The 25,107-nt window shown below is 63.0% G+C and carries 25 protein-coding genes; 15 read left to right on the top strand and 10 right to left on the bottom strand.

Translation table 11 applies throughout. The annotated features are described in order from the left end of the window. The first annotated feature begins 186 nt into the window (after positions 1-186). Entirely contained in the window at positions 187-657 is a 471-nt protein-coding gene (locus BM017_RS11525) for a DUF1289 domain-containing protein (protein WP_092244140.1), read from the top strand. Between the two features lie 131 nt (positions 658-788). Here BM017_RS11525 and BM017_RS11520 read toward each other — a convergent pair whose 3' ends face one another. Further along, entirely contained in the window at positions 789-1,652 is an 864-nt protein-coding gene (locus BM017_RS11520; RefSeq protein ID WP_092244137.1) for a universal stress protein, read from the bottom strand. Positions 1,653-1,806: 154 nt separating this feature from the next. Here BM017_RS11520 and BM017_RS11515 point away from each other — a divergent pair, with 154 nt between their 5' ends. Beyond that, positions 1,807-2,409 carry a MiaE family protein gene (locus BM017_RS11515; protein WP_092244134.1) on the top strand — a complete coding sequence of 201 codons (603 nt, stop codon included), beginning with the start codon at positions 1,807-1,809 and terminating at the stop codon, positions 2,407-2,409. Here the strand turns inward: BM017_RS11515 and BM017_RS11510 are convergent. Next, positions 2,365-3,564, bottom strand: coding sequence for an MFS transporter (locus BM017_RS11510; protein WP_071487931.1), 1,200 nt, complete (start codon positions 3,562-3,564; stop codon positions 2,365-2,367). The genes BM017_RS11515 and BM017_RS11510 overlap by 45 nt on opposite strands. A 157-nt stretch (positions 3,565-3,721) precedes the next feature. On the opposite strand from BM017_RS11510, the gene BM017_RS11505 reads away from it, so the two are divergent. Further along, positions 3,722-4,429 (top strand): winged helix-turn-helix domain-containing protein, encoded by a 708-nt coding sequence (locus BM017_RS11505; protein WP_092244131.1) that lies wholly within the window; start codon positions 3,722-3,724, stop codon positions 4,427-4,429. Continuing rightward, a complete protein-coding gene (locus tag BM017_RS11500) occupies positions 4,430-5,707 on the top strand; it encodes an ATP-binding protein (RefSeq protein ID WP_092244127.1) in 1,278 nt (425 codons plus the stop codon). A 106-nt stretch (positions 5,708-5,813) separates the two neighbouring features. On the opposite strand, the gene BM017_RS11495 is transcribed toward BM017_RS11500, so the two are convergent. The 4 genes from BM017_RS11495 to BM017_RS11480 form a co-directional block, all read right to left on the bottom strand. Beyond that, positions 5,814-6,605 carry a MipA/OmpV family protein gene (locus BM017_RS11495; protein ID WP_092244425.1) on the bottom strand — a complete coding sequence of 264 codons (792 nt, stop codon included), beginning with the start codon at positions 6,603-6,605 and terminating at the stop codon, positions 5,814-5,816. 17 nt (positions 6,606-6,622) lie between these two features. Beyond that, positions 6,623-8,437 (bottom strand): serine hydrolase domain-containing protein, encoded by a 1,815-nt coding sequence (locus BM017_RS11490; RefSeq protein ID WP_092244124.1) that lies wholly within the window; start codon positions 8,435-8,437, stop codon positions 6,623-6,625. A 94-nt stretch (positions 8,438-8,531) separates the two neighbouring features. Then, the gene (locus BM017_RS11485; protein WP_092244121.1) at positions 8,532-9,020 is read right to left on the bottom strand and encodes a GFA family protein; all 489 of its coding nucleotides are present in this window, start codon (positions 9,018-9,020) and stop codon (positions 8,532-8,534) included. 33 nt (positions 9,021-9,053) lie between these two features. Continuing rightward, the gene (locus BM017_RS11480) at positions 9,054-9,944 is read right to left on the bottom strand and encodes a LysR family transcriptional regulator (protein WP_092244118.1); all 891 of its coding nucleotides are present in this window, start codon (positions 9,942-9,944) and stop codon (positions 9,054-9,056) included. Positions 9,945-10,075: 131 nt separating this feature from the next. Between BM017_RS11480 and BM017_RS11475 the strand changes: the two genes are divergently transcribed. From BM017_RS11475 to dctM, 8 genes are all read left to right on the top strand, one after another. Continuing rightward, complete coding sequence (locus tag BM017_RS11475) at positions 10,076-10,894, top strand: HTD2 family dehydratase (protein WP_092244115.1); 819 nt, start codon at positions 10,076-10,078, stop codon at positions 10,892-10,894. A gap of 28 nt (positions 10,895-10,922) precedes the next feature. Further along, positions 10,923-12,086 (top strand): acyl-CoA dehydrogenase family protein, encoded by a 1,164-nt coding sequence (locus BM017_RS11470; RefSeq protein ID WP_092244111.1) that lies wholly within the window; start codon positions 10,923-10,925, stop codon positions 12,084-12,086. 10 nt (positions 12,087-12,096) lie between these two features. Continuing rightward, the gene (locus tag BM017_RS11465) at positions 12,097-13,446 is read left to right on the top strand and encodes an MmgE/PrpD family protein (protein WP_092244107.1); all 1,350 of its coding nucleotides are present in this window, start codon (positions 12,097-12,099) and stop codon (positions 13,444-13,446) included. Positions 13,447-13,455: 9 nt separating this feature from the next. After that, positions 13,456-14,649, top strand: a complete 1,194-nt coding sequence (locus BM017_RS11460) for a CaiB/BaiF CoA transferase family protein (protein WP_071487921.1) — start codon at positions 13,456-13,458, stop codon at positions 14,647-14,649. A 15-nt stretch (positions 14,650-14,664) separates the two neighbouring features. Next, positions 14,665-15,510 (top strand): HpcH/HpaI aldolase/citrate lyase family protein, encoded by an 846-nt coding sequence (locus tag BM017_RS11455; protein WP_092244104.1) that lies wholly within the window; start codon positions 14,665-14,667, stop codon positions 15,508-15,510. Positions 15,511-15,582: 72 nt separating this feature from the next. After that, positions 15,583-16,566 carry a TRAP transporter substrate-binding protein gene (locus BM017_RS11450; RefSeq protein ID WP_092244101.1) on the top strand — a complete coding sequence of 328 codons (984 nt, stop codon included), beginning with the start codon at positions 15,583-15,585 and terminating at the stop codon, positions 16,564-16,566. Between the two features lie 131 nt (positions 16,567-16,697). Continuing rightward, positions 16,698-17,330: a TRAP transporter small permease gene (locus BM017_RS11445; RefSeq protein WP_092244098.1), complete on the top strand. Its 633-nt coding sequence runs from the start codon at positions 16,698-16,700 to the stop codon at positions 17,328-17,330. Next, positions 17,330-18,610: a C4-dicarboxylate TRAP transporter large permease protein DctM gene (dctM, locus tag BM017_RS11440; protein ID WP_092244095.1), complete on the top strand. Its 1,281-nt coding sequence runs from the start codon at positions 17,330-17,332 to the stop codon at positions 18,608-18,610. The genes BM017_RS11445 and dctM overlap by 1 nt, the downstream gene beginning before the upstream one ends. A 46-nt stretch (positions 18,611-18,656) precedes the next feature. Here the strand turns inward: dctM and ampC are convergent, their stop codons facing one another. Then, positions 18,657-19,799: a class C beta-lactamase gene (gene ampC, locus BM017_RS11435; protein WP_092244092.1), complete on the bottom strand. Its 1,143-nt coding sequence runs from the start codon at positions 19,797-19,799 to the stop codon at positions 18,657-18,659. Positions 19,800-19,930: 131 nt separating this feature from the next. Here ampC and BM017_RS11430 point away from each other — a divergent pair, with 131 nt between their 5' ends. Beyond that, positions 19,931-20,809, top strand: coding sequence for a LysR family transcriptional regulator (locus BM017_RS11430; protein ID WP_092244089.1), 879 nt, complete (start codon positions 19,931-19,933; stop codon positions 20,807-20,809). A 76-nt stretch (positions 20,810-20,885) separates the two neighbouring features. Continuing rightward, positions 20,886-22,070, top strand: a complete 1,185-nt coding sequence (locus tag BM017_RS11425) for a DUF2252 family protein (protein WP_092244086.1) — start codon at positions 20,886-20,888, stop codon at positions 22,068-22,070. A 23-nt stretch (positions 22,071-22,093) separates the two neighbouring features. Here BM017_RS11425 and yghX read toward each other — a convergent pair whose 3' ends face one another. Together yghX and BM017_RS11415 are read right to left on the bottom strand one after the other, a co-directional pair. Further along, entirely contained in the window at positions 22,094-22,981 is an 888-nt protein-coding gene (gene yghX / locus BM017_RS11420) for a YghX family hydrolase (protein WP_092244083.1), read from the bottom strand. 44 nt (positions 22,982-23,025) lie between these two features. Beyond that, complete coding sequence (locus tag BM017_RS11415) at positions 23,026-23,520, bottom strand: PaaI family thioesterase (protein WP_092244080.1); 495 nt, start codon at positions 23,518-23,520, stop codon at positions 23,026-23,028. A 121-nt stretch (positions 23,521-23,641) separates the two neighbouring features. On the opposite strand from BM017_RS11415, the gene BM017_RS11410 reads away from it, so the two are divergent. Further along, positions 23,642-24,208, top strand: a complete 567-nt coding sequence (locus BM017_RS11410) for a YceI family protein (RefSeq protein WP_071487911.1) — start codon at positions 23,642-23,644, stop codon at positions 24,206-24,208. Here BM017_RS11410 and BM017_RS11405 read toward each other — a convergent pair. Next, positions 24,205-25,095: a DMT family transporter gene (locus BM017_RS11405; protein ID WP_092244077.1), complete on the bottom strand. Its 891-nt coding sequence runs from the start codon at positions 25,093-25,095 to the stop codon at positions 24,205-24,207. The genes BM017_RS11410 and BM017_RS11405 overlap by 4 nt on opposite strands. Positions 25,096-25,107: the final 12 nt, after the last annotated feature.

The following is a 25,107-nucleotide window of genomic DNA, read 5'->3' as shown; positions in this document are numbered from 1 at the left end:
AGGAACGACTGTGCTCGTGACGCTTTGAAAACAGCTTCCAGCGGATTATTGGCGCCTTACAAGGCCGGATGATTCTACGGCAAAAAATTTCTAAAGGTAAGTTGCCTGACCAAGTTTGCTGGGTGATCACGCTTAGACAAAGGGCTAACATGGCGCATTGTTTTGCTGATCTGCGTGTCGTTACCCATGTCCAACCAAACCATCAAGACCCCCTGCGTCGGCCTGTGCTCCACGGTTTACGGCGATCTGGTGTGCCGTGGCTGCAAGCGCTTCCACCACGAAGTGATCCAGTGGAATGGCTATAACGAGGAAGAAAAACGCGCGGTCTGGCTGCGATTGGAGCAGCTGTTGGTGCAGGTGATGGCCGGCAAACTGGAGGTCTTCGACCCCAAGACCCTGCGCGGCCAGCTGGAACAGCGCAAGATCCGCTTCGTGCCGCACCAGTCCGAGTACTGCTGGGCCTACCAGTTGATCGCCCGGGGCGCGCGGGTGATTTCCAACCTGGAGGCGTATGGGATGGTGCTATTACCGGAATTTCGCGATTGGCCGTTGCCGGACCTGCGCGATGCGATTGACCGTGAGTTCTTTATCCTGTCCGAGGCGCATTACCAGCGCTATATCGCGCCGGGTCTCCTGCGCGATGTGTTTTCCACCTGACAACGGATAACCCCGTGGGAGGGGGCTTGCCCCCGATGGCAGTGTGTCAGCCCGGGATTTATCAACTGACACACCCTCATCGGGGGCAAGCCCCCTCCCACTTTTTATCTTCATTGTTTGAAAGGTCGGCATCAGGCCTTGGTGGCCTGCTCCACCAGACGGTCCATCACTTCGTCAGGTTTCAGCACCAGCACATCACTCTCCAGGGCATCCAGCACCACCTCTGCGGTGTTACCGATCAGCGCCCCGGAAAGACCTGTGCGCCCCACGGTGCCGATGATGGTGACCGCCGCCGGCAATTGGTGGGCAAGGTAGGGGATCAGTACATCGGCAGGGCCTTCTTCAATATGCAGGTGCTTGTCATCCACATCGAACTCAGCCTGGAACGTCCTGCATTGCTCGCGATACCGCGCCTCGATGGTTTCCTTGAGTTGGAACGTCGGGTCCGCCGCCGACAGCATCGGTGACGGATGTGCGCTGATCACATGCAACTGCGCCTTGGCCAGGTTGGCGATATCAAAGCCATGGTCAATGATCGAGTTGTGCAGCGAACGGTGTTCGCCATCGGTATTGCCTACGTCGATCGCCGCCAGGATCTTTCCGCCGGTCCAGGGTGTAGACGTCTTGACCAGCAATACCGCGCTCGGGCAATAGCGCAGCAGCTTCCAGTCCGCCGGCGTCAGCAGGGCTTTTTTCAGTGGACTGTCCGGGAAATGCTGTTTGATCACCAGCCCGCAGCCTTCGGCCTGCTGCACGTCGATAATGGTTTCATGCAGGCTGGTATTCCATGCCTGCTCGGTGCTGACGTGGTAGCCGTCTTCCTGCAGTCCCGCCTTGAGCAGCGCCAGCAGCGCCGAGTGCTCATGCTTCTTGTCGCAGACCAGCAAGTGCAGGTGTGCGTCGGTGACCCCGGCGATCAGCTTGGCGCGCTTGAGGGCCAGGCTTTCCGAATGTTCGGGTTCGATGACCACCAGAATGCTGCGGATGGCTTGCATGATCGGGATCTCCATAAAAAGGGCGGGGCCTGGAACAACTATAGTTGCTGGCGCGCGCACGTCATGTTGATGCACATCAAGGCCGGTGGCTGGTGGTCTGCGGCGGGGTCGGTATAATCGCCGGCCTTTTGTGATCCTTTTGCCCGTGAGCCCGATGAACCTGCCAGAAATCCACGAATTCCTCGGTTGCCGCACCCCTGATGCCTGGGTCCAGGCCGCGCTGGCCGATCAGGAAACCCTGCTGATCGACCACAAGAACTGCGAATTCAAAGCCGCCAGCACCGCCCTGAGCCTGATCGCCAAGTACTACAGCCATGTCGACCTGATCAACATCATGTCGCGCCTGGCCCGCGAGGAGCTGGTGCATCACGAGCAGGTCATGCGCCTGATGAAAAAGCGCAAGATCGAGCTGCGCCAGCTGCATGCCGGGCGCTATGCCTCGGGCTTGCGCAAAGTGGTGCGCAGCCATGAACCGGTGAAACTGGTGGACACCCTGGTGGTCGGCGCCTTTATCGAAGCGCGCAGTTGCGAGCGTTTCGAAGCCCTGGTGCCGCATTTGGACGAAGAACTAGGCAAGTTCTATTTCGGGCTGCTGAAGAGCGAGGCGCGGCACTTCCAGGGTTACCTGAAGCTGGCGTACCAGTACGGCGACGCCAAGGACATCGCCCAGGTGATCGAGCGGGTCAGGGCGACCGAGCAGGGCCTGATCGAGTCACCCGACATCGAGTTCCGCTTTCACAGTGGCGTGCCAGCCTGAGGCCACGGCCACACCGAGCAATGCGGCGATCCCGGCCAACAGCAGGATCACCGCCTGCGTCCCCAGCGGCGCCGCCAGCAACGCCACCGCGAGACCCGCCAAGGGTTGCGGCAGGTTGTTGAGCAGGGTGATCACGCCCACGGTCTTGCCGAAGTCCTGCGCGGGGATCACCCGCTGGCGGGTGCTGCGCAGGTAGACGTTGAACATCTTGTCGAAGCCGGTCACCAGCAGGAAACCCACGGCATACAGCCATACGCCGGGGCTTGCGGCCATGATCAACGCCCCCACCCCGATCATCGAATACGACAAGCCACCCAGCACTTTCAACGGCAGGCCGGCCCGGGCCAGATAAAACAGAATGCCGATGGTCACCAGTGCACCCGCTGCCTGCAGCAGGGCATAGGCGTCCTTGTCTGCTGCAAAGTGGCCGGTGACCATCGCCGCCGATGTGGCCAGGGTGACGCCAATGATCAGGTTCACCCCCACGGCCAGGGTGATGATCCGTTTCAAGTCCGGCAGGCTGCGGATATGCCCGAACGCAATCTTCAGGGGTTGTAGCCAGATATCCTGATGCTGTTCGAAGGTTTCCAGGTGCGCCGTGCTGGAGCGTTGCCACGCGCGCATCGCCAGGTCGGCCAGTACAAACAATCCGGCCACCCCCAGCACCACCCAATGCCAGGCCCAGACTTCCAGCATCAGCGCCGCCACCAGCGGCCCCAGCACCAGCCCGCTCTGGTCGGCGATCTGCGAGTAGGAGAGGGTCTTGGCGTAGCTGTAGTGCGCGAAGATGTGCGGCATCAGCACTTCCCGCGCCATGATGCCCTGGGTCGTCAGCACCCCGCACAACGCCGAGAGCAGGACAATCCAGTAGAGGCCATCGAACACCCCATGCAAGACCACCGCGAGCACACACGCCAGCGCCCGGTAAACCTGGCTGATCTGCAGCAGGCGCACTGGCGCGAATTTATCGCACAAGGCGCCACACACCGGGAACGCCAGGTAACGCGGTAGCGACTCGACGAAGAACGCCAGCCCGGCCCAGGCTACACTCTGCGTGGTCTGGAATACGATCAGGGGCACGATGAATAGCAGGATCTGGTCCGCCAACCGCGAGAGGAACAGCGAAACAAAGAACGCCAGGTAATCCTTGCGCATACAACTCCCTGTGGCTGGCGTTAAAGAGTGCGGGGTATTTGTTAAAAACTCTTAAAAGCATGAAGCTTCGTCGGCAACGGCTGGCCAGTTGCTTAAGTTGGGCAGCTTGCCACTTATAATGCCCGCTCTTCAATCTGCGTCTGCACACTGAGAACTTATGGAAAACCTGGGGCTGGGCAAGGTCTTGCTCGTTGAAGACGACGAAAAACTCGCGGGGCTGATCGCGCACTTCCTGGCGCAGCATGGCTTCGAGGTGCGCGTGGAGCACCGGGGCGATGAGGCCCTTGCAGCGTTCCTGGCGTTCAAGCCGAAGATCGTCGTGCTGGACCTGATGCTGCCTGGCCAGAGTGGCCTGCATGTGTGCCGTGGGATCCGCACGGTATCTGACACGCCGATTGTGATCCTGACGGCCAAGGAAGATGACCTGGACCACATCCTGGGACTGGAGTCCGGTGCCGACGATTATGTGATCAAACCGATCAAGCCGCCCGTGCTGCTGGCGCGCCTGCGTGCCCTGCAACGGCGCCAGGCCCCGGAGCCGACGGTGCGCGGTGCCCTGGCGTTCGGGCGGTTGGCCATCGATCGCAGTTGCCGGGGGGTCAGCCTGGGGGATGACAAGATCGATCTGACCACCATGGAGTTCGAGCTGTTATGGCTGCTGGCCAGCAACTCAGGCACGATCCTGTCCCGCGATGACATCCTCAACCGCATGCGCGGTATCGCGTTCGACGGCCTCAACCGTAGCGTCGACGTGTACATCAGCAAACTGCGCAGCAAGCTCAACGACAACCCCCGTGAACCGGTGTGCATCAAGACCATCTGGGGCAAGGGCTACCTGTTCAACCCGTTCGCGTGGGAGGCTTAAATGCTGCGGCTGTTTCTGCGCCTGTATGTGATCCTGGCCCTCGGTCTGGCGGGGGCGATCTGGCTGGTCAACTACACCTTCGACGAGCTGCTGCCCGAAGCCAACGAAACCTATAACCGCGAAGCCTTGCGCGGCCCGGCGTATGCCCTGGTGGAGCAGCTGCGTCCGCTCGGCGCCGAGCAACGCCAGGCCCGGCTGGCCGAGTTGCAGCCCCATTATGGGCTGCATTTGAGGTTGGTCCAGAAGGACACCCAGGCGCTCACCGAACGCGAGACACAACTGCTGGCCGCTGACTTGCTGGTGGTGCGCGGTGATTTCATGGAGTTCCTCGCCAGCATTGACGGTGGCCCGCAGTTGCTGGAAATCAAACTGCCGGAAGAGCCCAAGTGGCTCTACCTGTGGGCCTATGGTTTTCTCGGGGTGTGCCTGGCGATCGTTCTGTATTTCTGGGTACGCCCACACTGGCGCGACCTGGAGCATATTCGCCTGGCCGCACAACGCTTCGGTGACAACGACCTCGGTTCACGCATCCTGCTGCCGCGCCGTTCCACCGTGCGCGAGCTGGCGGGGCACTTCAATCAGATGGCCGAACGCATCGAAAGCCTGATCGCCAACCAGCGCGAACTGACCAACGCCGTGTCCCACGAGCTGCGCACGCCGATTGCGCGCCTGTCGTTCGAACTCGACCAGCTCAAGCAACAAGTCGACCCGCGTCTGCGCGGCGAACTGATTGCCGACATGTATGCCGACCTGGGCGAGCTGGAAGAAATGGTCTCCGAACTGCTCACCTACGCCAGCCTGGAGCGCGGCGCCACCCAGGTCACCCGCGAGCGCATCGAGGCCCACAGTTGGCTCGACAGTGTGATCGGCAGCGTGGCGCTGGAGGCCGAAGCCGCCGGTATCCAGTTGTCGTTGCGCACCTGCGAAGTGGACTACATCCAGATCGAACCGCGTTTTATGGCGCGGGCGGTGATCAACTTGCTGCGCAATGCCATTCGGTATGCCGAGCGGCGTGTGGAAGTGTCGCTGGTCAAGTTCGGCAGTGGCTATGAAGTGCGGGTGTGTGATGACGGCCCAGGCGTGCCGGAGGAAGGCCGCTCGAAGATCTTCCAGCCCTTCATGCGCCTGGACGACAGCCGCGACCGTCGCACCGGTGGCTTCGGCCTGGGCCTGGCACTGGTGCAGCGGGTGTCGCAGTGGCACGGCGGCCAGGTGCAAGTGCAGGATTCGGAATGGGGCGGCGCGTCGTTCCGGATGACCTGGGCGTACGCCGAATAGCGCTTTTACATTCAATGGAGATCCAAGTGTGGGAGGGGGCTTGCCCCCGATAGCGATATGGACTGATGCACCGCCATCGGGGGCAAGCCCCCTCCCACCTATCCAATCAGAACGTGTATTCCAGCACGCCCATCACCGACGTCTGCAACCGTCGCTCCACAATCGGGCTCTTGCCCGCTTCATCCGCCAGGTACTGCACATCCAGCAAGGTCGAGAACTCGGTGTGCTCGCTGATCGGCAGGCTCCAGGCCAGGTTCAGGCCATTGCTGATATTGCCGGCACCGGCCTTGTAGGCCTTGAAGCGGTTGCGCGCGGCTTGGCCGGTAGTGACGCCGTACCAGGTCTGCATATAGTCACGGTCGCCAAAGTGGCTGTTGATGCTGGCATCGACGGAGCCATAACGCCCCTCGTACAGCGTGGTGCCCAGACTCAATTCCAGATGGGTGAACGCCTTGCCGCTGTCCTTGTGGTCATCTTCCTTGAGGGCGTGTTCCAGGGTCGCGCCGACAATGGCGCCGCCGAGATTGTAGTGGGCACTCACGCCCAGTTGCGGGCGTGACTTGATTTCGCCCATGCCCTTGAGGCGCTTGGAGCCCAAGTGCAGGGATTCGTTCTTGTCCTTGCGCGATGCGCTGGCGCCGACATACGCACTGAAACTCAAGGCGTTGCCTTCGTAGCCCCAGCCCAGGCCCTTGTCGGTATCGAGGAAAATTCCCCAGGGGCTGACAATGGCGCCGCCGAACACCGGGGCAGTCATGCGCTCGTCACTGCCGCTGTAGCGCGGCAGATTGGCCACGCCGGCTTTGAGGCTGTAGGTCCAGTCTTCGGCCAGTGCTGCGTCGGCGCCTGCCAGCAAACACAGCGAGGTGAGGGACAGGCAGAGGTTTTTGGGGCTCATCAGGGTTTTCATGTCGGTCAGAAACTCAAGGGTGGATGGGTACGTTTGAAGGAGTAGCCCGAGGCGCTCAGGCCGTTGACCTGGCGGCTGACGGTGTCGCCCAGGCCATAGCCGTTGCCGGCGAGCACGGCATGGGCGTTGTCCACGGGCAGCAGGATGTAGTCGGTCAGCGGCTCGTCGTGCAGTTGGCCGCGAATCACCAGGAAACCTTCTTCCAGGCGCACGCTGATGCCGCTCAACGGCGCATCGGGCTCGTGGGTGTTGAGCACTTGGTAGGTCCCGACGGTGTCGGCCCAGGCCATGGGCAAGGGTGGCGGGTCGATGCGTTCACCGATGGCGATGCGCTGGCCGTGGCTGCGCGCGGTGAGCATCTGCCGGCCCTGCACGGTGATCACATCCAACTGCACGCGGCCGAGTTCGCCGAGGTCCTTGAGCCAGAACCCCAAGACTTTCTTCTGCGCGCGCAGCCAGCCGTGATCGTCACGCAGCAGCTCGAAGTCGTAGCCGGCCAGTTCACCGCGCAGCCGACCGGCGTCGTCCCGGATGCGGAAGACGCCCCAGGCGGTGGCGTAAAACCCGGACAGGCGCTGGCGGTCGACGGCGGCCGGCACCTGGCGCAACTTGAGCCCGTGGCGGGGCGCCTGGCAGTCTTCGCTGCACACCGGCTCGCCGGTCTGCGCCTGGAGCATCAGGCGCAGGGTGTCGGTGGTCAACGTGGCAACCAGGTCTTCGGCGTTGCTGTCATTGGCCATGATGATCACCGCCAGTTGCTGGTCTGGCAGCAGGGTCAACTGCGCGGCGAAATCATCGCCGCCACCGCTGTGCTGATAGGTGCGCACCCCAGGCCCGACCGGCTCGTCACCGCACGGTGCGAGAAACCAGGCCAGGCCGATCCGGCAATCGAAGTCCAGGGCGTTGCCGGTGTTTTGCTGGGTAAACATGTCATCGATGGAGCGCTGGTTCATTACCCGGTTGCCCTTGTACAGGCCCTCGGCGAACAGCATCTGCACGTAATGGCTGAGGTCCTTGGGGCTGGCCCACAAGCCGCCGGCCGCCAGGTCACGCACCTGCGCGTCGGTGCTGGCGATACCGTCCTGATAGCCCTGGGCGCGATAGCTCACCTGTGCGGCGGTGCCGATAAAACTCGCCTGGTTCATCTCCAGCGGCTTGAGCAGGCTGTGTTGCATTTGGGCCTCGAACGCTCTGCCGCTGCTGCGCTCGATCGCCGCGCCGACCAGCGCATAACCCAGGTTGGAATACGCCACCTGGGTGCCGGGCGGTGTACTCAGCCAGACGCCGGACAGGCGCATCGGCATCTGCCCCATGGCATAGCTGTTGCGCAGGTCGCGCAGGTGCTCGCTGGGCAGGCCGGATTGATGGCTGAGCAGGCGGCGCAAGGTGATGTCGCGGTCGGCGGCCTGCTGGTCGGTGTGGAAGCGCGAGCGCACGTAGAACTCGCGCAATGTCTGTTGGATCGGTGCATCCAGCGCCAGCCGCTGCTGTTCAACCAGTTGCAGGGCCGCGCTGGCGGTGAGCAGCTTGGAGATCGCACCGGCGCGAAACGCCGTGTTCGGCGTCACCGGCACGCCCAGTGTTTTGTCGGCCAAGCCGAACCCAGCGGCCCAGATCAACTCCTGGCCATTGACCAGGGCAATCGACAAACCGGGCACGTTGGCCTGGGCCATGTCCCGAGGGATGCGGGTTTGCAGGTAGCGGATGATCGCGCTGTAGTCGCCCTTGGGGATCGGCGGCGGGGCAGAGGCTTGCCCATGGCAGCCGATGCTGCCCAGCAGGCAACCGAGCAATGGAATACCGCGCAATGTGCGAAGCATGAAGAGCACCCGGCAGGTGGTTTGGATGCTCGAATGCTAGGGGCGTGGCGCCTGGGGGTCTTTGACAGCTTTGTCGAGAAACTGTCAAAGAGTGTTAACGGGCCAGCCCATGCCGCTCATGCCACTGGGCAATGGATTCTTCGGGATATTCATTGAACTGCTGATCGCCCTTGCGCAACGTGACCTCCACCCACGGCGCCTTCGACCCCAGCATCAAGTGCGTATGGTCCGGCGGCACCGGCAATGGTGTGTCGATGGCCGAGGCAAACGGGTGGATCAGCTCCGGCCATTCCGGGCTGAACACCCACAGCGCGCTGCCGCACTGCGAGCAGAAGTGCCGCTCGGCGCTACTCGCATGGGCACGGCTGGCGCCTTCGGGCTTGAGTCTGGCGTGGTAGATCGTAATGGATTTGCGTCCGCGCACCTTCAAACTCGCGGTGTTACCGGCCAGGTTGATCGCGTAACCGCCACCGCCCTGGGTCTTGCGACAGATCGAGCAGTAGCAGCGCTGGTAAGGGTAGGGGTGGGCACTGGTGAGGCTGAACGTGACGGCGCCGCAATGGCAGGATCCTTCGAGCTGCATGGGCTGACTCCTTTGGCAAGGTGACTGATCAGCTTAGGCGTTTTCCGGCATCAGTGTGGCAATCAACGCCCGAATGGTGCCGGGTAACGCCTCCAGCTCCCGCACCAGGATGCTGCGCTCGCGGATTGCCCACGGCTCATCCAGCTTCACCGCCACCAGTTGCATGGTGCGGCTGTGGCGTACAGCGGCGGACTCGGGAATGATGCCGATGCCCACGCCGGCTTCGACCATCCGGCAGATCGCCTCGAAACTCGACACCTGGATGCGCAGCGACAAGTGTTTGCCCAGCCGCTCGACGTGTTCACGCAGGAAGCTCAGCAAGGTGCTGCCTTCATGCAGGCCGATGTGCTGGTAGGCGAGGGTCTGTTCCAGGGTGACTGAGGGTTGTTGCGCCAGTGCATGCCCCACCGGCACCATCAGCACCAGTTTATCCGTGCTGAAGTGCAGCACCTGCAACCCCGAGGCTTCCACGGGGCCGGCGATGATGCCCATGTCGCTGGTGCCATCCAGCACACCACGCACGATGTCGCGGGACAGGCGCTCCTGCAGGTCCACCGTTACGCCAGGGCGCTGGGACAGGAAGCCCGCCAGCACCTCTGGCAAGAACTCGGTGACCGCCGTGGTGTTGGCAAAAATGCGGATATGCCCGGCCGAATCCACGCCGTATTGGGTGAATTCGCTTTTCAGGTAATCCACCTGGCGCATGATCAACCGCGCATGGTGCAGCAGGCGCTCCCCGGCCGGGGTGATCTCCACGCCACGGCTGTCGCGGTACAGCAGGCGGGTGTCGAGTTGGCCTTCGAGGGCCTTGATCCGCGCACTGGCGGCGGCCGGCGAGAGGAACGCGCGCTTGGCGCCCTGGGTCAGGCTGGGGGATTCGGCGATGTGGATAAACAGGCGCAGGTCGGCCAGATCGAAGTGCATGCAAGACTCCCGGGACAGGATGGCGGCGTTCAGCATAACCGAACGCTGGTTTATTGAAATGCAAATTCCCGGAACGGGTGCGTCCTTGCATGATCCGGGGCAGACACTCACTGCCCGAGGACCTGCACCCGATGAGCGCCACCGATTGGATCGGCCGAAGCGAAACCGCCCACGACCACCTCAGCCATAACCTGCTCAAGCGTATTGCCGCTACCTTCGGCGAAGCCGTGCCCGAGGATGGCGCGGATATCCCGCCGCTGTGGCAGTGGTGTTTCTTCCAGGACCCACTGCCGGAAACCGCCCTGGGCAGCGACGGCCACCCGGCCCGTGGCGGCTTCCTGCCGCCCGCCGACAATCGCAATCGCATGTGGGCCGGTGGGCGCATCGAGTTCCTGCATGCCCTGCGTGCCGGTGAGGCGGCGACCCGGGTGTCGACCATCACCCAGGTCGAAGAAAAGACCGGCCGCAGCGGTGCGCTGCTGTTCGTCACCGTGCGCCACGACTACTCCCAGCAAGGCCGCCTGGCGATCCGCGAGGAACAGGACATCGTCTACCGCGAACCCACGCCGCCCAAATCGGGCAGCGGCGAGGCGCTGGAGCAGGGCGAGTGGTCCGAAACCGTCGACCCCACGCCGACCCTGCTGTTTCGCTACAGCGCGGTGACCTTCAACGGCCACCGCATTCACTACGACTACCCCTATGTCACCGGCACCGAAGGCTATTCGGGGTTGGTGGTGCACGGGCCGCTGATCGCCACCCTGGGCCTGCGTGCGTTCTGCCGCGCCCGTCCCGACGCCACCTTGCGCCGGTTTGCCTATCGCGGTGTGCGCCCGTTGATTGCGCCGCAACCTTTTGAAGTAGGCGGGCGCGTCACCGAGACCGGCGTAGCCCAACTGTGGGCCGGCAATACCGATGGCCTGGCGCAGCAAGCCCAGGTGCATTTCGAATAATCCAAGAACAACAGGCGGAGAGCCGCAGATGAACCCGAATGACAACGAAGAACTCAATGCCATCCGCGACGGCGTGCGCGCCTTGTGCGCTGAATTCGATGCCGCTTACTGGCGCCGGATCGATGAAGAGAAGGGCTTCCCCGAAGCCTTCGTCAAGGCGCTGACCGACGCCGGCTGGCTGTCGGCGATGATCCCCGAAGAATACGGCGGTTCCGGCCTGGGCCTGGCCGAAGCTTCGGTAATCCTTGAAGAAGTGAACCGCTGCGGCGGCAACTCCGGCACCGTGCACGGCCAGATGTACAACATGTTCACCCTGTTGCGGCACGGCAGCGAAGCGCAGAAACGCTTCTACCTGCCCAAGCTGGCCAGCGGCGAATTGCGCCTGCAATCGATGGGCGTGACCGAGCCCACCACCGGCACCGACACCACCAAAATCAAGACCACCGCGATCAAGCGCGGCGACAAGTACGTGATCAACGGCCAGAAGGTGTGGATCTCGCGGATCCAGCATTCCGACCTGATGATCCTGCTGGCGCGCACCACGCCGTTGGCCGAGGTGAAGAAGAAATCCGAAGGCATGTCGATCTTCCTGGTGGACCTGCGCGAAGCCATCGGCAACGGCCTGACCGTGCAGCCCATCGCCAATATGGTCAACCACGAGACCAACGAGCTGTTCTTCGACAACCTGGAGTTGCCGCTGGACAGCCTGATCGGCGAAGAGGGCAAGGGTTTCAAATACATCCTCGACGGCCTCAACGCCGAACGCACGTTGATCGCCGCCGAATGCATCGGCGACGGCCGCTGGTTTATCGAAAAAGCCAGCGCGTATGCCCGTGACCGCGTGGTGTTTGGCCGGCCCATCGGGCAGAACCAGGGTGTGCAGTTCCCGATTGCCGAGGCGCATATCGAGATCGAAGCGGCGGACCTGATGCGCTGGCGCGCCTGCGAGGAATACGACAGCGGTAAACAGGCCGGCGCCAGCGCCAACATGGCCAAGTACCTGGCGGCCAAGGCGTCCTGGGAGGCGGCCAATGCCTGCCTGCAAACCCACGGCGGTTTCGGCTTTGCCTGCGAGTACGACGTGGAGCGCAAATTCCGCGAGACGCGCCTGTACCAGGTGGCGCCGATCTCCACCAACCTGATCCTGTCCTACGTGGCCGAGCACTTGCTCGAACTGCCACGCAGCTTCTGAGGGCCCGACCATGAGCCATACCCAAGCCTTGTGTCGCTTCCTGGCGGACCTGCACTACGCACAGTTGCCCGAAAACGTCCTGGCGCGCACCGAAGATTTGTACCTGGACTGGCTGGCCTCGGCGCTGGCGAGCAAGGGCGCGCATCCGATTCCATTGTTCGAGCGTTATGCGCAGAAGATGGGGCCGAGTAACGGCCCGGCGCAAGTGATCGTCAATGGCGCCGGCAGCAGCGCCTACTTCGCCGCGTTGGTCAACGGTGCTTCGTCGCACCTGGTGGAGCAGGATGACCTGCACAACAGCTCCGTGTTGCACCCGGCCACCGTGGTGTTTCCGGCTGCCCTGGCCGCCGCCCAGGACCTGGGCAAATCCGGCCGCGACTTGCTGCTGGCCTCGGTGGCCGGCTACGAGGCTGGTATCCGTATCGGCGAATTCATGGGGCGCTCCCATTACCGCATCTTCCACACCACGGCCACCGTCGGCACGTTGGCGGCGGCGGTCGCGGTGGGCAAGCTGCTGGATTTCAACCAGGAACAATTCATCAACCTGCTCGGCAGCGCGGGCACCCAGGCCGCTGGCTTGTGGGAGTTCCTGCGCGATGCCGCCGACTCCAAGCAACTGCACACCGCCAAGGCGGCAGCGGATGGCTTGCTCGCCGCATACCTGACGGCGGATGGGCTGACGGGGGCGCGTAATATCCTGGAAGGTGACCAGGGCTTGGCGGCGGGCATGTCCAGCGATGCCGAGCCGAGCAAGTTGTCCGCTGGCCTTGGCAGTCGCTGGGCGCTGCTGGAAACCTCGTTCAAGTTCCACGCCTCGTGCCGCCATACCCATCCGGCCGCCGATGCGCTGCTGGACCTGATGCAACGCGAACGTCTCGCCGCCGCCGATATTGCCCGCGTCGAAACCCGCGTGCACCAAGGCGCGATCGATGTGCTGGGGCGCGTGAACGTACCGACCAGCGTGCACCAGGCCAAGTTCTCCATGGGCACCGTGCTGGGCTTGATTGGCGTGCATGGCAAGGCCGGTCTCACCGAGTTCCATGAGCTGGCATTGACCGATCCAGCCGTCTCGGCTTTTCGCGACAAGGTCAGCATGACCCTCGACCCCGAAGTCGACGGCGCCTACCCGCAACGCTGGCTCGGCCGCGTCACCGTTACCACGCAGGATGGCCGCACGCTGCATGGCGCTATCGACGAGCCCAAGGGCGATCCGGGCAACACCCTGAGCCGCGCGGAGCTGGCGGATAAATTCCAGCGGCTGAGCCTGTTCAGCGGCGCCCGCACACCGGCCCAGGCCAACGCCCTGATCGAGAAGGTCTGGAATTTGCGCAACGCCACGTCCATGGCCCACTGGCTCTGAGGAACTGTCATGACTAACCCGAGACCGCTGGACGGCATCACCGTTGTCAGCCTGGAACATGCGATTGCCGCGCCATTCTGCACACGCCAGTTGGCAGACCTGGGCGCCCGCGTGATCAAGATCGAACGCCCCGGCGCCGGCGACTTTGCCCGTGGCTACGACGAGCGCGTGCGCGGCCTGGCCTCGCATTTCGTGTGGACCAACCGTTCCAAGGAAAGCCTGACCCTGGACCTCAAGCAGGACGAGGCAGGCGATATCCTCGGCACCCTGCTCGCCGATGCCGATGTGCTGGTGCAGAACCTGGCGCCCGGCGCGGCGGCGCGCATGGGCCTGTCGTTCGAGGCGCTGCACGAGCGTTTCCCACGGTTGATCGTCTGCGATATTTCCGGCTACGGCGAGGGCGGGCCGTACGAGAAAAAGAAGGCCTACGACCTGCTGATCCAGAGCGAAGGCGGTTTTCTCTCGGTGACCGGTGGCCCTGGCGACGACCAGATGGCCAAGGCTGGTTGTTCCATCGCCGACATCTCGGCAGGCATGTACGCCTACAGCGGCATCCTCTCGGCGCTGCTGCTGCGCGGCAAGACCGGCAAGGGCAGTCGCATCGACGTGAGCATGCTGGAAAGCCTGGTGGAGTGGATGGGCTACCCGATGTATTACGCCTTCGACGGCGCACCGCAGCCACCGCGTGCCGGCGCTGCGCACTCAACGATCTACCCCTATGGGCCGTTCCCCACTGGCGATGGTGGCACCGTCATGCTGGGGTTGCAGAACGAGCGCGAATGGGCGGCGTTTTGCGACAAGGTGCTGCTCACGCCTGAACTGGCGGCGGACGAGCGTTTCAGCGCCAACTTCAAGCGCTCGGCCAACCGTGAAGTGTTACGCCAGATCATCGTCGACCGCTTTGCGCAATTGGATGCCGAAGCGGTGATCCAGCGCCTGGAGGAGGCGCAGATCGCCAGCGCCCGGGTCAACGATATGCAAGGCGTGTGGGACCACCCGCAACTCAAGGCGCGCGACAGCTGGCGTGAGGTCGACAGCCCGGCCGGTCCGCTGCCGTCGCTGTTGCCGCCGGCCCGCAATGCCGCGTTCACCCCACGCATGGACGGCGTTCCGGCATTGGGTCAACACAGCCAGGACATTCTCGATCAGCTCGGTTACTCCGGCGATGCCATCGACAGCCTGCGCGCGCGCGGCGTTATCTGAATAAGGAATTGTGTCATGCCAAAGCCATTGGTGCGTTCGGCGTTGTTTGTACCCGGTAGCCGACCGGAACGATTTTCCAAAGCCCTGGCCAGTGGGGCCGATGCGGTGATCGTGGATTTCGAGGACGCGGTGGAAGAGCCGCTCAAGCGCCAGGCGCGGGATAACCTCGGGGCGTTTTTGACGGCGAACCCCGCTGCCCAGGTGTGGGTGCGCATCAATGCGCCGGAACATGCCGAGCATTTTGAGGATGTGGCGTTCTGCAAGGCCCATGCGAATGTGGCGGGGGTGTTGCTGCCCAAGGTTGAAAGTGCCGCGCAGGTGGCGGTGGTTGCCGCCACCGGCAAAGTGATCTGGCCGATTATCGAAAGCGCCCGTGGCTTGTTGGCTGTGGCCGAGATCGCCCATGCGCCGCAGGTGCAGCGCCTGTCGTTTGGTGGGCTGGACCTGGCGCTGGACCTGAACCTGAGCAGCAACTCCCCGGCTGCGCAGTTCGCCCTGGACCAGGCGCGCCTGGCGCTGATCGTACACTCCCGCGCCGCCGGGTTGGTCGCGCCGTTGGACGGCGTCCACCCGGCCATCGATGACCCGGAGGGCCTGCGCCGTTCGATCCGGCATGCCTATGAAATGGGCTTTGCCGGGGCGTTGTGTATCCATCCCAAGCAGGTGGCCGTGATCCATGAAGCGCTCGCACCGAGCGCCGCAGACCTGGCCTGGGCGCAGCGGGTGGTGGACGCCGGCGCCCATGGGGCAGGGGCCTACCAGATCGATGGGCAGATGGTGGATGCGCCGGTATTGCTGCGTGCACAAAGGTTGTTGGCGGCCCAGGCGCAGCGTTCGGCCACTCCGAACGCAGGTATCTAAAATTCGAAATTCACTACACGCGTCACATCAGGCACCTTGCCTTACAACACAACAATAAGAAGGTAATTTTCCATGCTCAAGCTCTCCCGGGCGCTGCTGTGCGCCGCCACCTTGTTTGCCGCAGGCCTGGCTCAGGCGGCGGACCCGATCGTGATCAAGTTCGCCCATGTGGTGGCCGAAAACACCCCCAAAGGCCAGGGCGCGCTGTTGTTCAAGAAGCTCGCCGAAGAGCGTCTGCCCGGCAAGGTGAAGGTCGAGGTGTACCCGAACTCGTCGCTGTTCGGCGATGGCAAGGAGATGGAAGCGCTGCTGCTGGGCGACGTGCAGATGCTGGCGCCGTCCCTGGCAAAGTTCGAGCAATACACCAAGCAGGTGCAGATCTATGACCTGCCGTTCCTGTTCAATGACCTGGCTGCTGTCGACCGTTTCCAGGCCGCCCAGGGCAAGGAACTGCTGACCTCGATGCAGGACAAGAACATCCTCGGCCTGGCCTATTGGCACAACGGCCTCAAGCAATTGTCCGCCAACAAAGCACTGCATGAACCCAAGGACGCCCGTGGCCTGAAGTTCCGCGTACAGGCCTCCAGCGTACTGGAAGAGCAGTTCAAAGCGATCCGCGCCAACCCGCGCAAGATGAGCTTCGCCGAGGTGTACCAAGGCCTGCAGACCGGCACCGTCAACGGCACCGAGAACACCTGGTCGAACTATGAAAGCCAGAAGGTCAACGAGGTGCAGAAGTACTTCACCGAGTCCAATCATGGCCTGATCGACTACATGGTGATCACCAACGCCAAGTTCTGGAACGGCCTGCCACCGGACATCCGCAGCACCCTGGAACAGATCATGGTCGAGGTCACTGTCGAGGTGAACAAGCAGGCCGAAGCGCTGAACCAGTCGGCCAGGCAGAAGATCGTCGACGCCAAGACCAGCGAAATCATCGAACTGACCCCGGAACAACGCCAGCTTTGGCGCGAAGCCATGCGCCCGGTGTGGCAGAAGTTCGAAGGTGAGATCGGGGCTGATCTGATCAAGGCTGCGGACGCCTCCAATCGGTAACCCGCAATGTGGGAGGGGGCTTGCCCCCGATTGCGGTGTGTCAGCTTGCCCATCTGTCTCTGACCCACCGCTATCGGGGGTAAGCCCCCTCCCACATATCGATATCTCATTTGCTTTCGCGAGGTTTTGCCATGCAAACGCTAAGGCGCGTCTGGGAGCACCTGGAGGAAGGTTTCATTGCCTTCCTGCTGGCCGCCATGACCCTGGTGACATTCGTCTACGTCATGCTCAACAACATCTACACGCTGTTCTTTGCCCTGTCGGACAAGTGGGCCTTCAGCAGCACCTTCTTCGGTGCCCTGGGCGACCACACCATGACCTGGGCCCAGGACATGACCTGGAGCGTGGCGCTGACCAAGGCCATGTTTGGCTGGCTGATTTTCTTCGGTATTTCCTACGGCGTGCGCACCGCCGGCCATCTGGGCGTGGACGCCTTGGTCAAGCTGACCAAGCGCCCGGTGCAACGCGTGCTCGGGATGTTCGCCTGCCTGTGCTGCCTGGCCTATGCCGGGCTGTTCATGATCGCCAGCTACAAGTGGGTCAGCGCGGTGATGACCGCCCATATCGGCGCCGAAGACCTCGACCAGTACGGCATCGACGTCGGTGACATCGTGATCATCGTGCCCATCGGTTTTGCCATGGTGTTTATCCGCTACCTGGAAATTTTCTACCGCATCCTTACCCACCGTCAGGTCGGGCTGGGTTTGGCCGACGAGGCCGGTGAGGCCAGCAAATTGGCCGGCAGCCATGAGGAGCGTCACTGATGGCCGTGCTCTGTCTGTTTCTGTTGTTGTTCGTGTTCATGTTCCTCGGCGTGCCCATCGCGATTTCCCTGGGCCTGTCCGGTGCGGTGTCGATCCTGATGTTCAGCCAGGACTCGGTGAGTTCCCTGGCGATCAAGCTGTTCGAGACCTCCGACGCCTACACCTTCCTGGCGATCCCGTTCTTCCTGTTGTCCGGGGCGTTCATGACCACCGGCGGGGTGGCGCAGCGGCTGATCGACTTTGCCAACGCCTGTGTTGGGCATATTCGTGGCGGCCTGGCGATTGCGGCGGTGTTGGCGTGCATGCTGTTTGCGGCGCTGTCCGGTTCGTCACCGGCGACGGTGGCGGCGGTGGGGTCGATTGCCGTGGCGGGCATGGTGCGTTCCGGTTACCCGAAGGAGTTCGGTGCGGGGATCATCTGTAACGCCGGCACCCTGGGCATCCTGATCCCGCCGTCGATTGTGATGGTGGTGTATTCGGCGGCGACTGAAACCTCGGTCGGCAAGCTGTTCATGGCAGGGGTAATTCCAGGGTTGCTGCTGGGCCTGATGCTGATGATCGCCATCTACATCGTCGCACGCATCAAGAAGCTGCCGGCCCAGCCCCGGGCGACGTTCCGCGAATGGCTGACCTGCGCGCGCCGCGCCTTCTGGGGCCTGTTGCTGCTGGTGATCATCCTCGGCGGCATCTACAGCGGCATGTTTACCCCGACCGAAGCGGCCGCGGTGGCGGCGGTGTACTCGGCGTTCGTGGCGTTGTTCGTCTACAAGGACATGAAGCTGCGCGACTGTCCCAAGGTGCTGCTGGAGTCCGGGCGCCTGGCAATCATGCTGATGTTCATCATTGCCAACGCCATGCTGTTTGCCCATGTGCTGACCACCGAACAGATCCCCCAGGAAATCACCGCGTGGGTGATCTCCGAAGGGCTGACGCCGATTGGCTTCCTGATCATGGTCAACGTAGTGCTGCTGGTAGCGGGCAGCTTCATGGAGCCGTCGGCCATTGTGCTGATCCTGGCGCCGATCTTCTTCCCGATTGCCATGAAGCTGGGCATCGACCCGATCCACCTGGGGATCGTGATGGTGGTGAACATGGAGATCGGCCTGGTGCACCCGCCGGTGGGGCTGAACCTGTTCGTGACCTCGGCGGTGACCGGGTTGGCCCTGGGGCAGACCATCCGCGCGGCGATGCCGTGGCTGATGATTCTGTTGGTGTTCCTGATCATGGTCACGTACTTGCCGTTCATTTCGCTGGCGCTGCCGCATTGGCTCGGTATGTAACCCAACGTGCAGGAGCCGGCTTGCCGGTTCCTGCGGGGCGTGTGCATCAGTGGTCCAGCGCACTCAGGATCGCATGGGCCACTTTCACCCGTTCGGCATTCGGGTAGTTCTTGTTGGCCAGAATCACCACCCCCATGTCCTTGCTCGGCACATAGGCCACATAGGCACCGAACCCACGGGTCGAGCCGGTCTTGTTGTACAGCACGTTGGCCGGCTGCGCCTGGGCCGGGGCCAACCATTTCACCGTGTGCGGCTCCATGGCCATCGGTGTGGAGTTGCCCTCCATCAGCGCTTGCAGCGTGATCGGGTAGGGGTAGTACTCCCAGCCCAGGCCCTGGGTCATGCCGTTCACCGTGTAGTAACCGGTGTGGGTGGTGGCGATGGCCTGTTGCAGCGGTTTCTCCAGGGTTTGCGGGTGCATGTTCAGCATCACGTAATGCGCCAGGTCCTGGGTGCTGGTCTTGATGCCATAGGCTTCGCTGTCCAGCGCGCCGGGGCCGACGCGCACGGGTTTCTGGTCCTTGTCGTAGCCTTGGGCGTAGGTAGGGATTTTGTCTGCCGGCACGCTGACATGGGTGTTCGTCAGGCCCAGCTTGGGCAGCAGGGTTTTCTCCATGGCGACGTTGAACGGCTGGCCCAGGCTTTGCGCACTGAGGTAGCCGAACAGGCCAATGCTGGGGTTGGAATACAGACGCTGTGCGCCTGGGGCGTAAGTGGGTTTCCAGTGCTGGAAATAATTGAGCATGGTGCCGGCACTGTCGGCGGCATCTGGAAACTGCAGCGGCAGGCCGCCAGGGGTGTAGGTGGCCAATTGCAGCAGGCTGATGCGGTCGAAGGCACTGCCCTTGAGTGCGGCCAGATGCTGGCTGGCCATGTCCGACAGCTTCAGCTTGCCGCTTGCCGCAGCGTAGCCGCCGAGGGTGGCAGTGAAGGTCTTGCTCACCGAGCCGATCTCGAACAGCGTGTCTTCGGTCACGCGTTGTTGCATGTCTTTGTTGGCGACGCCGTAGTTAAAGTATTGCACCTTGCCCTTGTTCACCACCGCCACCGACAGGCCGGCGATGCCTTGCTGCTGCATCAGGGGTTCGACGCTGCTGTCTACGACCTGGCGCAGGTCGGTGGCGGCCATGCAGGTGCCGGAGCTGATAAATAAGGCTGAAATCAGGAAATTTCTGACGTTGGAATTCATGGTTATTCGCTTCCATGTAAATGATGCACTGACGATCGGGGCCTGCGCAGGCGTGGCAAATCTAGTCAGGTTCGGTTCCTTCGACAAACGATGATATCTTGCAGCTGCCATTAGAAAATCTAGGGTAGGACATGCTGCGTTCCCATTTGCCCCTCAACGCCCTGCGCGCGTTCGAGGCGTCGGCCCGCCATTTGAGCTTTACCCGGGCGGCCATCGAGTTGTGTGTGACCCAGGCTGCGGTCAGCCATCAGGTGAAAAGCCTGGAGGCGCAACTGAATGTCACCTTGTTCAAACGCCTGCCACGAGGGCTGATGCTGACGCGCGAAGGTGAAACCCTGCTGCCGGTGTTGCGCGAGTCCTTCGACCGCATTGCTCACACCCTCGGCCAATTTGAAGGCGGGCATTACCGCGAGGTCCTCACCGTCGGTGCGGTCGGCACGTTCGCGGTCGGCTGGTTGCTGCCACGCCTGGCGGATTTTCAGCAGCGCTACCCGTTTATCGACCTGCGCCTGTCGACCCACAACAACCGTGTCGACGTGGCCGCCGAAGGCCTGGATTACGCCGTCCGTTTCGGCGCCGGCGCCTGGCACGGTACGGATGCCTGCGAACTGCTGGAGGCCCCGCTTACCGTACTCTGCATACCGCAACTGGCCGAACAGCTGCACGCACCGGCCGACCTCTTGAAACACACCTTGCTGCGGTCCTACCGCGCCGATGAGTGGAACCTGTGGTTCCAGGCTGCCGGCTTGCCCGCCGACACCCTACTGCCGCGCAGTATCGTGTTCGATTCCTCGCTGGCGATGATGGAAGCGGCCTTGCAAGGCCTGGGCGTGGCCTTGGCGCCAGCGATGATGTTTGCGCGGCAACTGGAGAGCGATGTGATTCGCCAGCCGTTCGATGTCGGCATCACCACCGGCAGTTACTGGTTGACGCGCTTGCAGTCGCGGGCCGAGACGGCGGCGATGCTGGCGTTCAAGGGCTGGTTGCTGGATATGGCTGCGGAAGATTGAAACGCTTTTTTTGAAACATAATGAAACATTTGTCAAAGGCCAGCGCTCTACCGCAACACCTGCACTGAGTTTTTCCATGAAGATACCGCGCCCCTCCGCCCGCCTGCCGCACCTGACCCAACTACGCAACCTGAAAATGGCCCGCTCTGCCCACGCCTACGTGCGCGGCAGCACCGTGCAATTCTACGAATGGCTGCACAGCCAGAGCGGGCGCCGCTTGCCCCATGGCCCGGCGATCTGGATCTGCGGCGACTGCCACGCCGGCAACCTGGGGCCTACCGGCGATATCAAGGGTCGCATCGATATGCATATCCGCGACCTTGACCAGACGGTGATCGGCAACCCGGCCCACGACCTGGTGCGCCTGGCGCTGTCCCTGGCCACCGCCGCACGCGGCTCGGACCTGCCCGGCGTCACCACCGCGCGCATGCTCGAAGAAATGATGGTGGGCTACGAACAGGCGTTCCAAGACAAGCCCGACGAAGCGCCGCCGCGTCCGTCCCAGGTCAAGGCGGGCATGCGCAGCGCCGTGGCGCGCACCTGGAAGAACCTGGCGCGTGAACGCATCGAGAACGCTCGCCCGAGTATTCCGCTGGGCAAGCATTTCTGGTCGCTGTCGCGGGCCGAAAAGCACGCGCTGCAAACGCTCTGTGCCTCCGCGGACATCCATCAATTGGTGACGTCACTCAAAGGCCGCCCCAAGGACGCCAGGGTCGAGCTGCTGGATTCGGCCTATTGGGTCAAGGGCTGCAGCTCCCTGGGCCTGCAGCGTTATGCCGCCTTGCTCGGCGTGGGCGACAAGGACGAGCAGGAATATTGCCTGATCGATATCAAGCAGGCTGTCGGCGCGGCGGCGCCCCGTGTGGCACGGGCGAAGATGCCCAGGGACAATGGCCGCCGGGTGGTGGAGGGTGCCCGTCAACTGTCACCGGGTTTGGGGGAGCGCATGGTGGCGACGCGGATGCTGGACAACGGTTTCTTCATCCGCGAACTGCTGCCCCAGGACATGAAGCTGGAATTGGACGAATTGAGCGAGATCGACGCCATGCACGCCGCCGGTTACCTGGCGCGGGTGGTGGGTGTCGCCCATGCCCGGCAGATGGACCGCGACACCCGCAAGGACTGGATGGCGGTGTTGCAGGAGAACCGTTCCAGACAGCTGGATGCGCCGTCGTGGCTGTGGACCAGCGTGGTGCAACTGGTGGGGAGCCATGAGCAGGGTTATCTCGACCATTGTCGGCGCTATGCACTGGAACATTGAGCCCGTCCCTGTGCGCCCCGCGCTCAAACCAGGTATTTGCGGAACCAGCCCAGTGTGCGCTCCCACGCCAGGTTCGCCGCCGCTTCGTCATAACGCGGCGTCGAATCATTGTGGAAACCGTGGTTGGCCCCCTTGTAGATGTACGCCTCATAGGTGGTGCCGGCTGCTTTCAAGGCCTTTTCATACGCCGGCCAGCCTTCATTGATCCGCGTATCCAGCTCAGCGTAATGCAGCATGATCGGCGCCTTGATGCGCGGTACGTCCTTGGCTTCCGGCTGGCGTCCATAGAACGATACGGCCGCGCCCAGTTCCGGGTAGGCCACGGCCGCCGCATTGGTCACGCCACCGCCATAACAGAAACCGGTAATGCCGACCTTGCCGGTGCTGCTGTCGTGGTGCATCAGCCATTCGATGGCGGCGAAGAAGTCGTTCATCAACTTGGTCGGGTCGACGGTCTGTTGCAGTTCCACGCCTTTTTCGTCGTTGCCGGGGTAGCCGCCCACTGAGGTCAGGCCATCTGGTGCCAGCGCGATAAAACCGGCCTTGGCCAGGCGCCGGGCGACGTCTTCGATGTAAGGGTTGAGGCCACGGTTTTCATGGACCACCACCACCGCCGGCAATTTGCCCGCCGCCTTGGCCGGGCGCACCAGGTAGCCGCGCACGCTGCCGTTGCCTGTGGGCGACGGGTAGGTGATGTAGTCGGCGACGATGTCCGGGTCGGTGAATTTCACCTGTTCGGCCAGGGCGTAGTTGGGGCTCAGGGCCGCGAGCAGGACCGAGGCGGTGAGGCCGCCGAAGGTGAACAGGGCGGCGCGGTCGAGAAATTCGCGACGGTTGAGCTTGCCATGGGCGTAGCCGTCGTAGAGTTCCAGCAGTTCGGGCGCAAAGTCTTTCGCGGTGAGACGAGTCATCGGTGCAGTCCTCGATTAGCGGTGGCCATCAATGTAGACCAGGATCAGCTGTCACGGCCATGGGCGGCGGCGGCCAGTTGGCCGGTGTCGACGCGCACGAAGATCGAGTCGCCTACGGCGGTCAGCACGTCACCGGCGTACACCTCGCAGATCACGCGGGTTTTGCGCCCCACGTCGCCCTCGACACGGGCGCGCAGCGTGAGGGTGACGCCCATGGGGGTCGGCTTGATGAATTTGATGCCCAGGTTGCCGGTCACGCAATCGATGCGCGGCAGGCTGCCGGGTTCGCGGTGTTCGGCGCGGTAGTGGTAGGCCATGGCGGTCCAGTTGGAATGGCAGTCCACCAGCATCGCGATCAGGCCACCGTAGACCAGATCGGGCCAGCCGCTGTACCTGGCCTCGGGCAGGTGTTGGGCGACCAGGTGGATACCGTCCGCGTCCCAGCGGCTCTTGATATGCAGGCCATGGGGGTTGCTGCCGCCGCAGCCGTAGCAGATGCCTTCCGGCGCGGTGGTGTCCTGGAGCGAAGGGGCGTGCATGCAGCGTCCTTATTGTTGTGGGGCGACTACTCTGTTTAGCAGGACAAACGCCCGATGGGAATAAATCCCTGGTATGAAGTGTCAGCTCGATACTGTGTCCTTACCTGTTGCGGAGTGCTGCATGAAACCTCGAAAGTCCCCGGTCGCCGTCCTCGCCTTGATCCTTGCCTATGGTGCCGGCGCCCAGGCGGTGGAGTACAAGGACGTCAACCGCACCGCCAGCCAGATCAGCTTCACCTACAAGCAATTGGGGCAGCGGGTATACGGCACCTTCAGCGACTTCGAGGGCACCTTGACCTTCGATACGCAACAGCCGGAAGCCGGGCATGCCTTGCTCAGGATACAGCTCGCCAGCATCGACGCCGGCAGCCCGGACGCCAACGATGAGCTGCAACGCGCCTCCTGGTTCGATACCGCGACCTACCCGGTGGGCGTGTATGAATCCACCGGGGTCAAGGCGCTGGGGGGTAACCGCTACACGGTCAGCGGTAACCTGACAATCAAGGGCACCACGCGGCCGGTGGACGTCGACGTGGTGCTCAAGGAGCAGGGCGGCATTGGTGTGTTCGACGGCGAGTTCATCCTCAGGCGTGGCGACTTCAAGATCGGCGAGGGCGAGTGGGCCGGCAACAGCGTGGTGTCCAATGACATCAACATCAAGTTCAAGATGGTCGCGCCGCAGCGTTAACGGGCGAACTTCTTCGCGCCAGCCACACAGCCGATCACCGCGACGGTGACCAGCACCATGCCCAGGCTGACCTGCTCATGCAACAGGCCCGCCGCCAGCGCCAGGCCGAAGAAAGGTTGCAGCAATTGCAACTGGCCGACGGCGGCGATCCCGCCCTGGGCCAAGCCGCGATACCAGAACACAAAGCCGATCAGCATGCTGAACAACGCCACATAGCCCAGGCTGAGCCAGGCGGGCAGCGTGATATTGCTGAAGCTCGTGGGCGCCAGTATCAGGCTCAGTGGCCCCACCACCGGTATCGAGACCACCAACGCCCAGCAGATCACCTGCCAGCCGCCGAGGCTGCGTGACAGCTTGGCGCCTTCGGCATAGCCCAGGCCGCAGACCAGCACCGCCAGCAGCATCAGCAGGTCGCCGGCCGGCGCGGCGCTCAAACCCTGGGCGAAGGCATAGCCCATCACCAGCACACTGCCCAGGATCGAAAACAGCCAGAACACCGGGCGCGGACGCTCGCCGCCGCGTAGCACGCCAAACACTGCGGTGGCCAATGGCAGCAAGCCGATGAACACGATGGAGTGGGCCGAGGTTACGTATTGCAACGCCAGGGCGGTGAGCAGCGGGAAGCCGATCACCACGCCCAGGGCGACAATCGCCAGGGGCATCCACTGCTGGCGGGCGGGGCGTTTTTCCTTGAACAGCCACAGCAGCAACACGCCCAGCAGGGCGGCGATGGCCGCGCGGATCATGGTGAGGAATACCGGGTCGAACTCCATCACGGCCAGGCGCGTGGCGGGCAAGGAGCCACTGAAGATCACCACGCCGATAAAGCCGTTGATCCAGCCTTGGGCGCTGGTATTCAAGGTGTCGAGAGAGGAGGTGCGTTCCATGATCAGGCGTCC

The sequence above is a fragment of the Pseudomonas sp. NFPP04 genome, assembly GCF_900113815.1.
Classification (GTDB): Bacteria; Pseudomonadota; Gammaproteobacteria; order Pseudomonadales; family Pseudomonadaceae; genus Aquipseudomonas; species Aquipseudomonas extremorientalis.
Note: the sequence above shows the minus strand (reverse complement) of the source record. Positions and strands in the feature narration are given on the sequence as shown.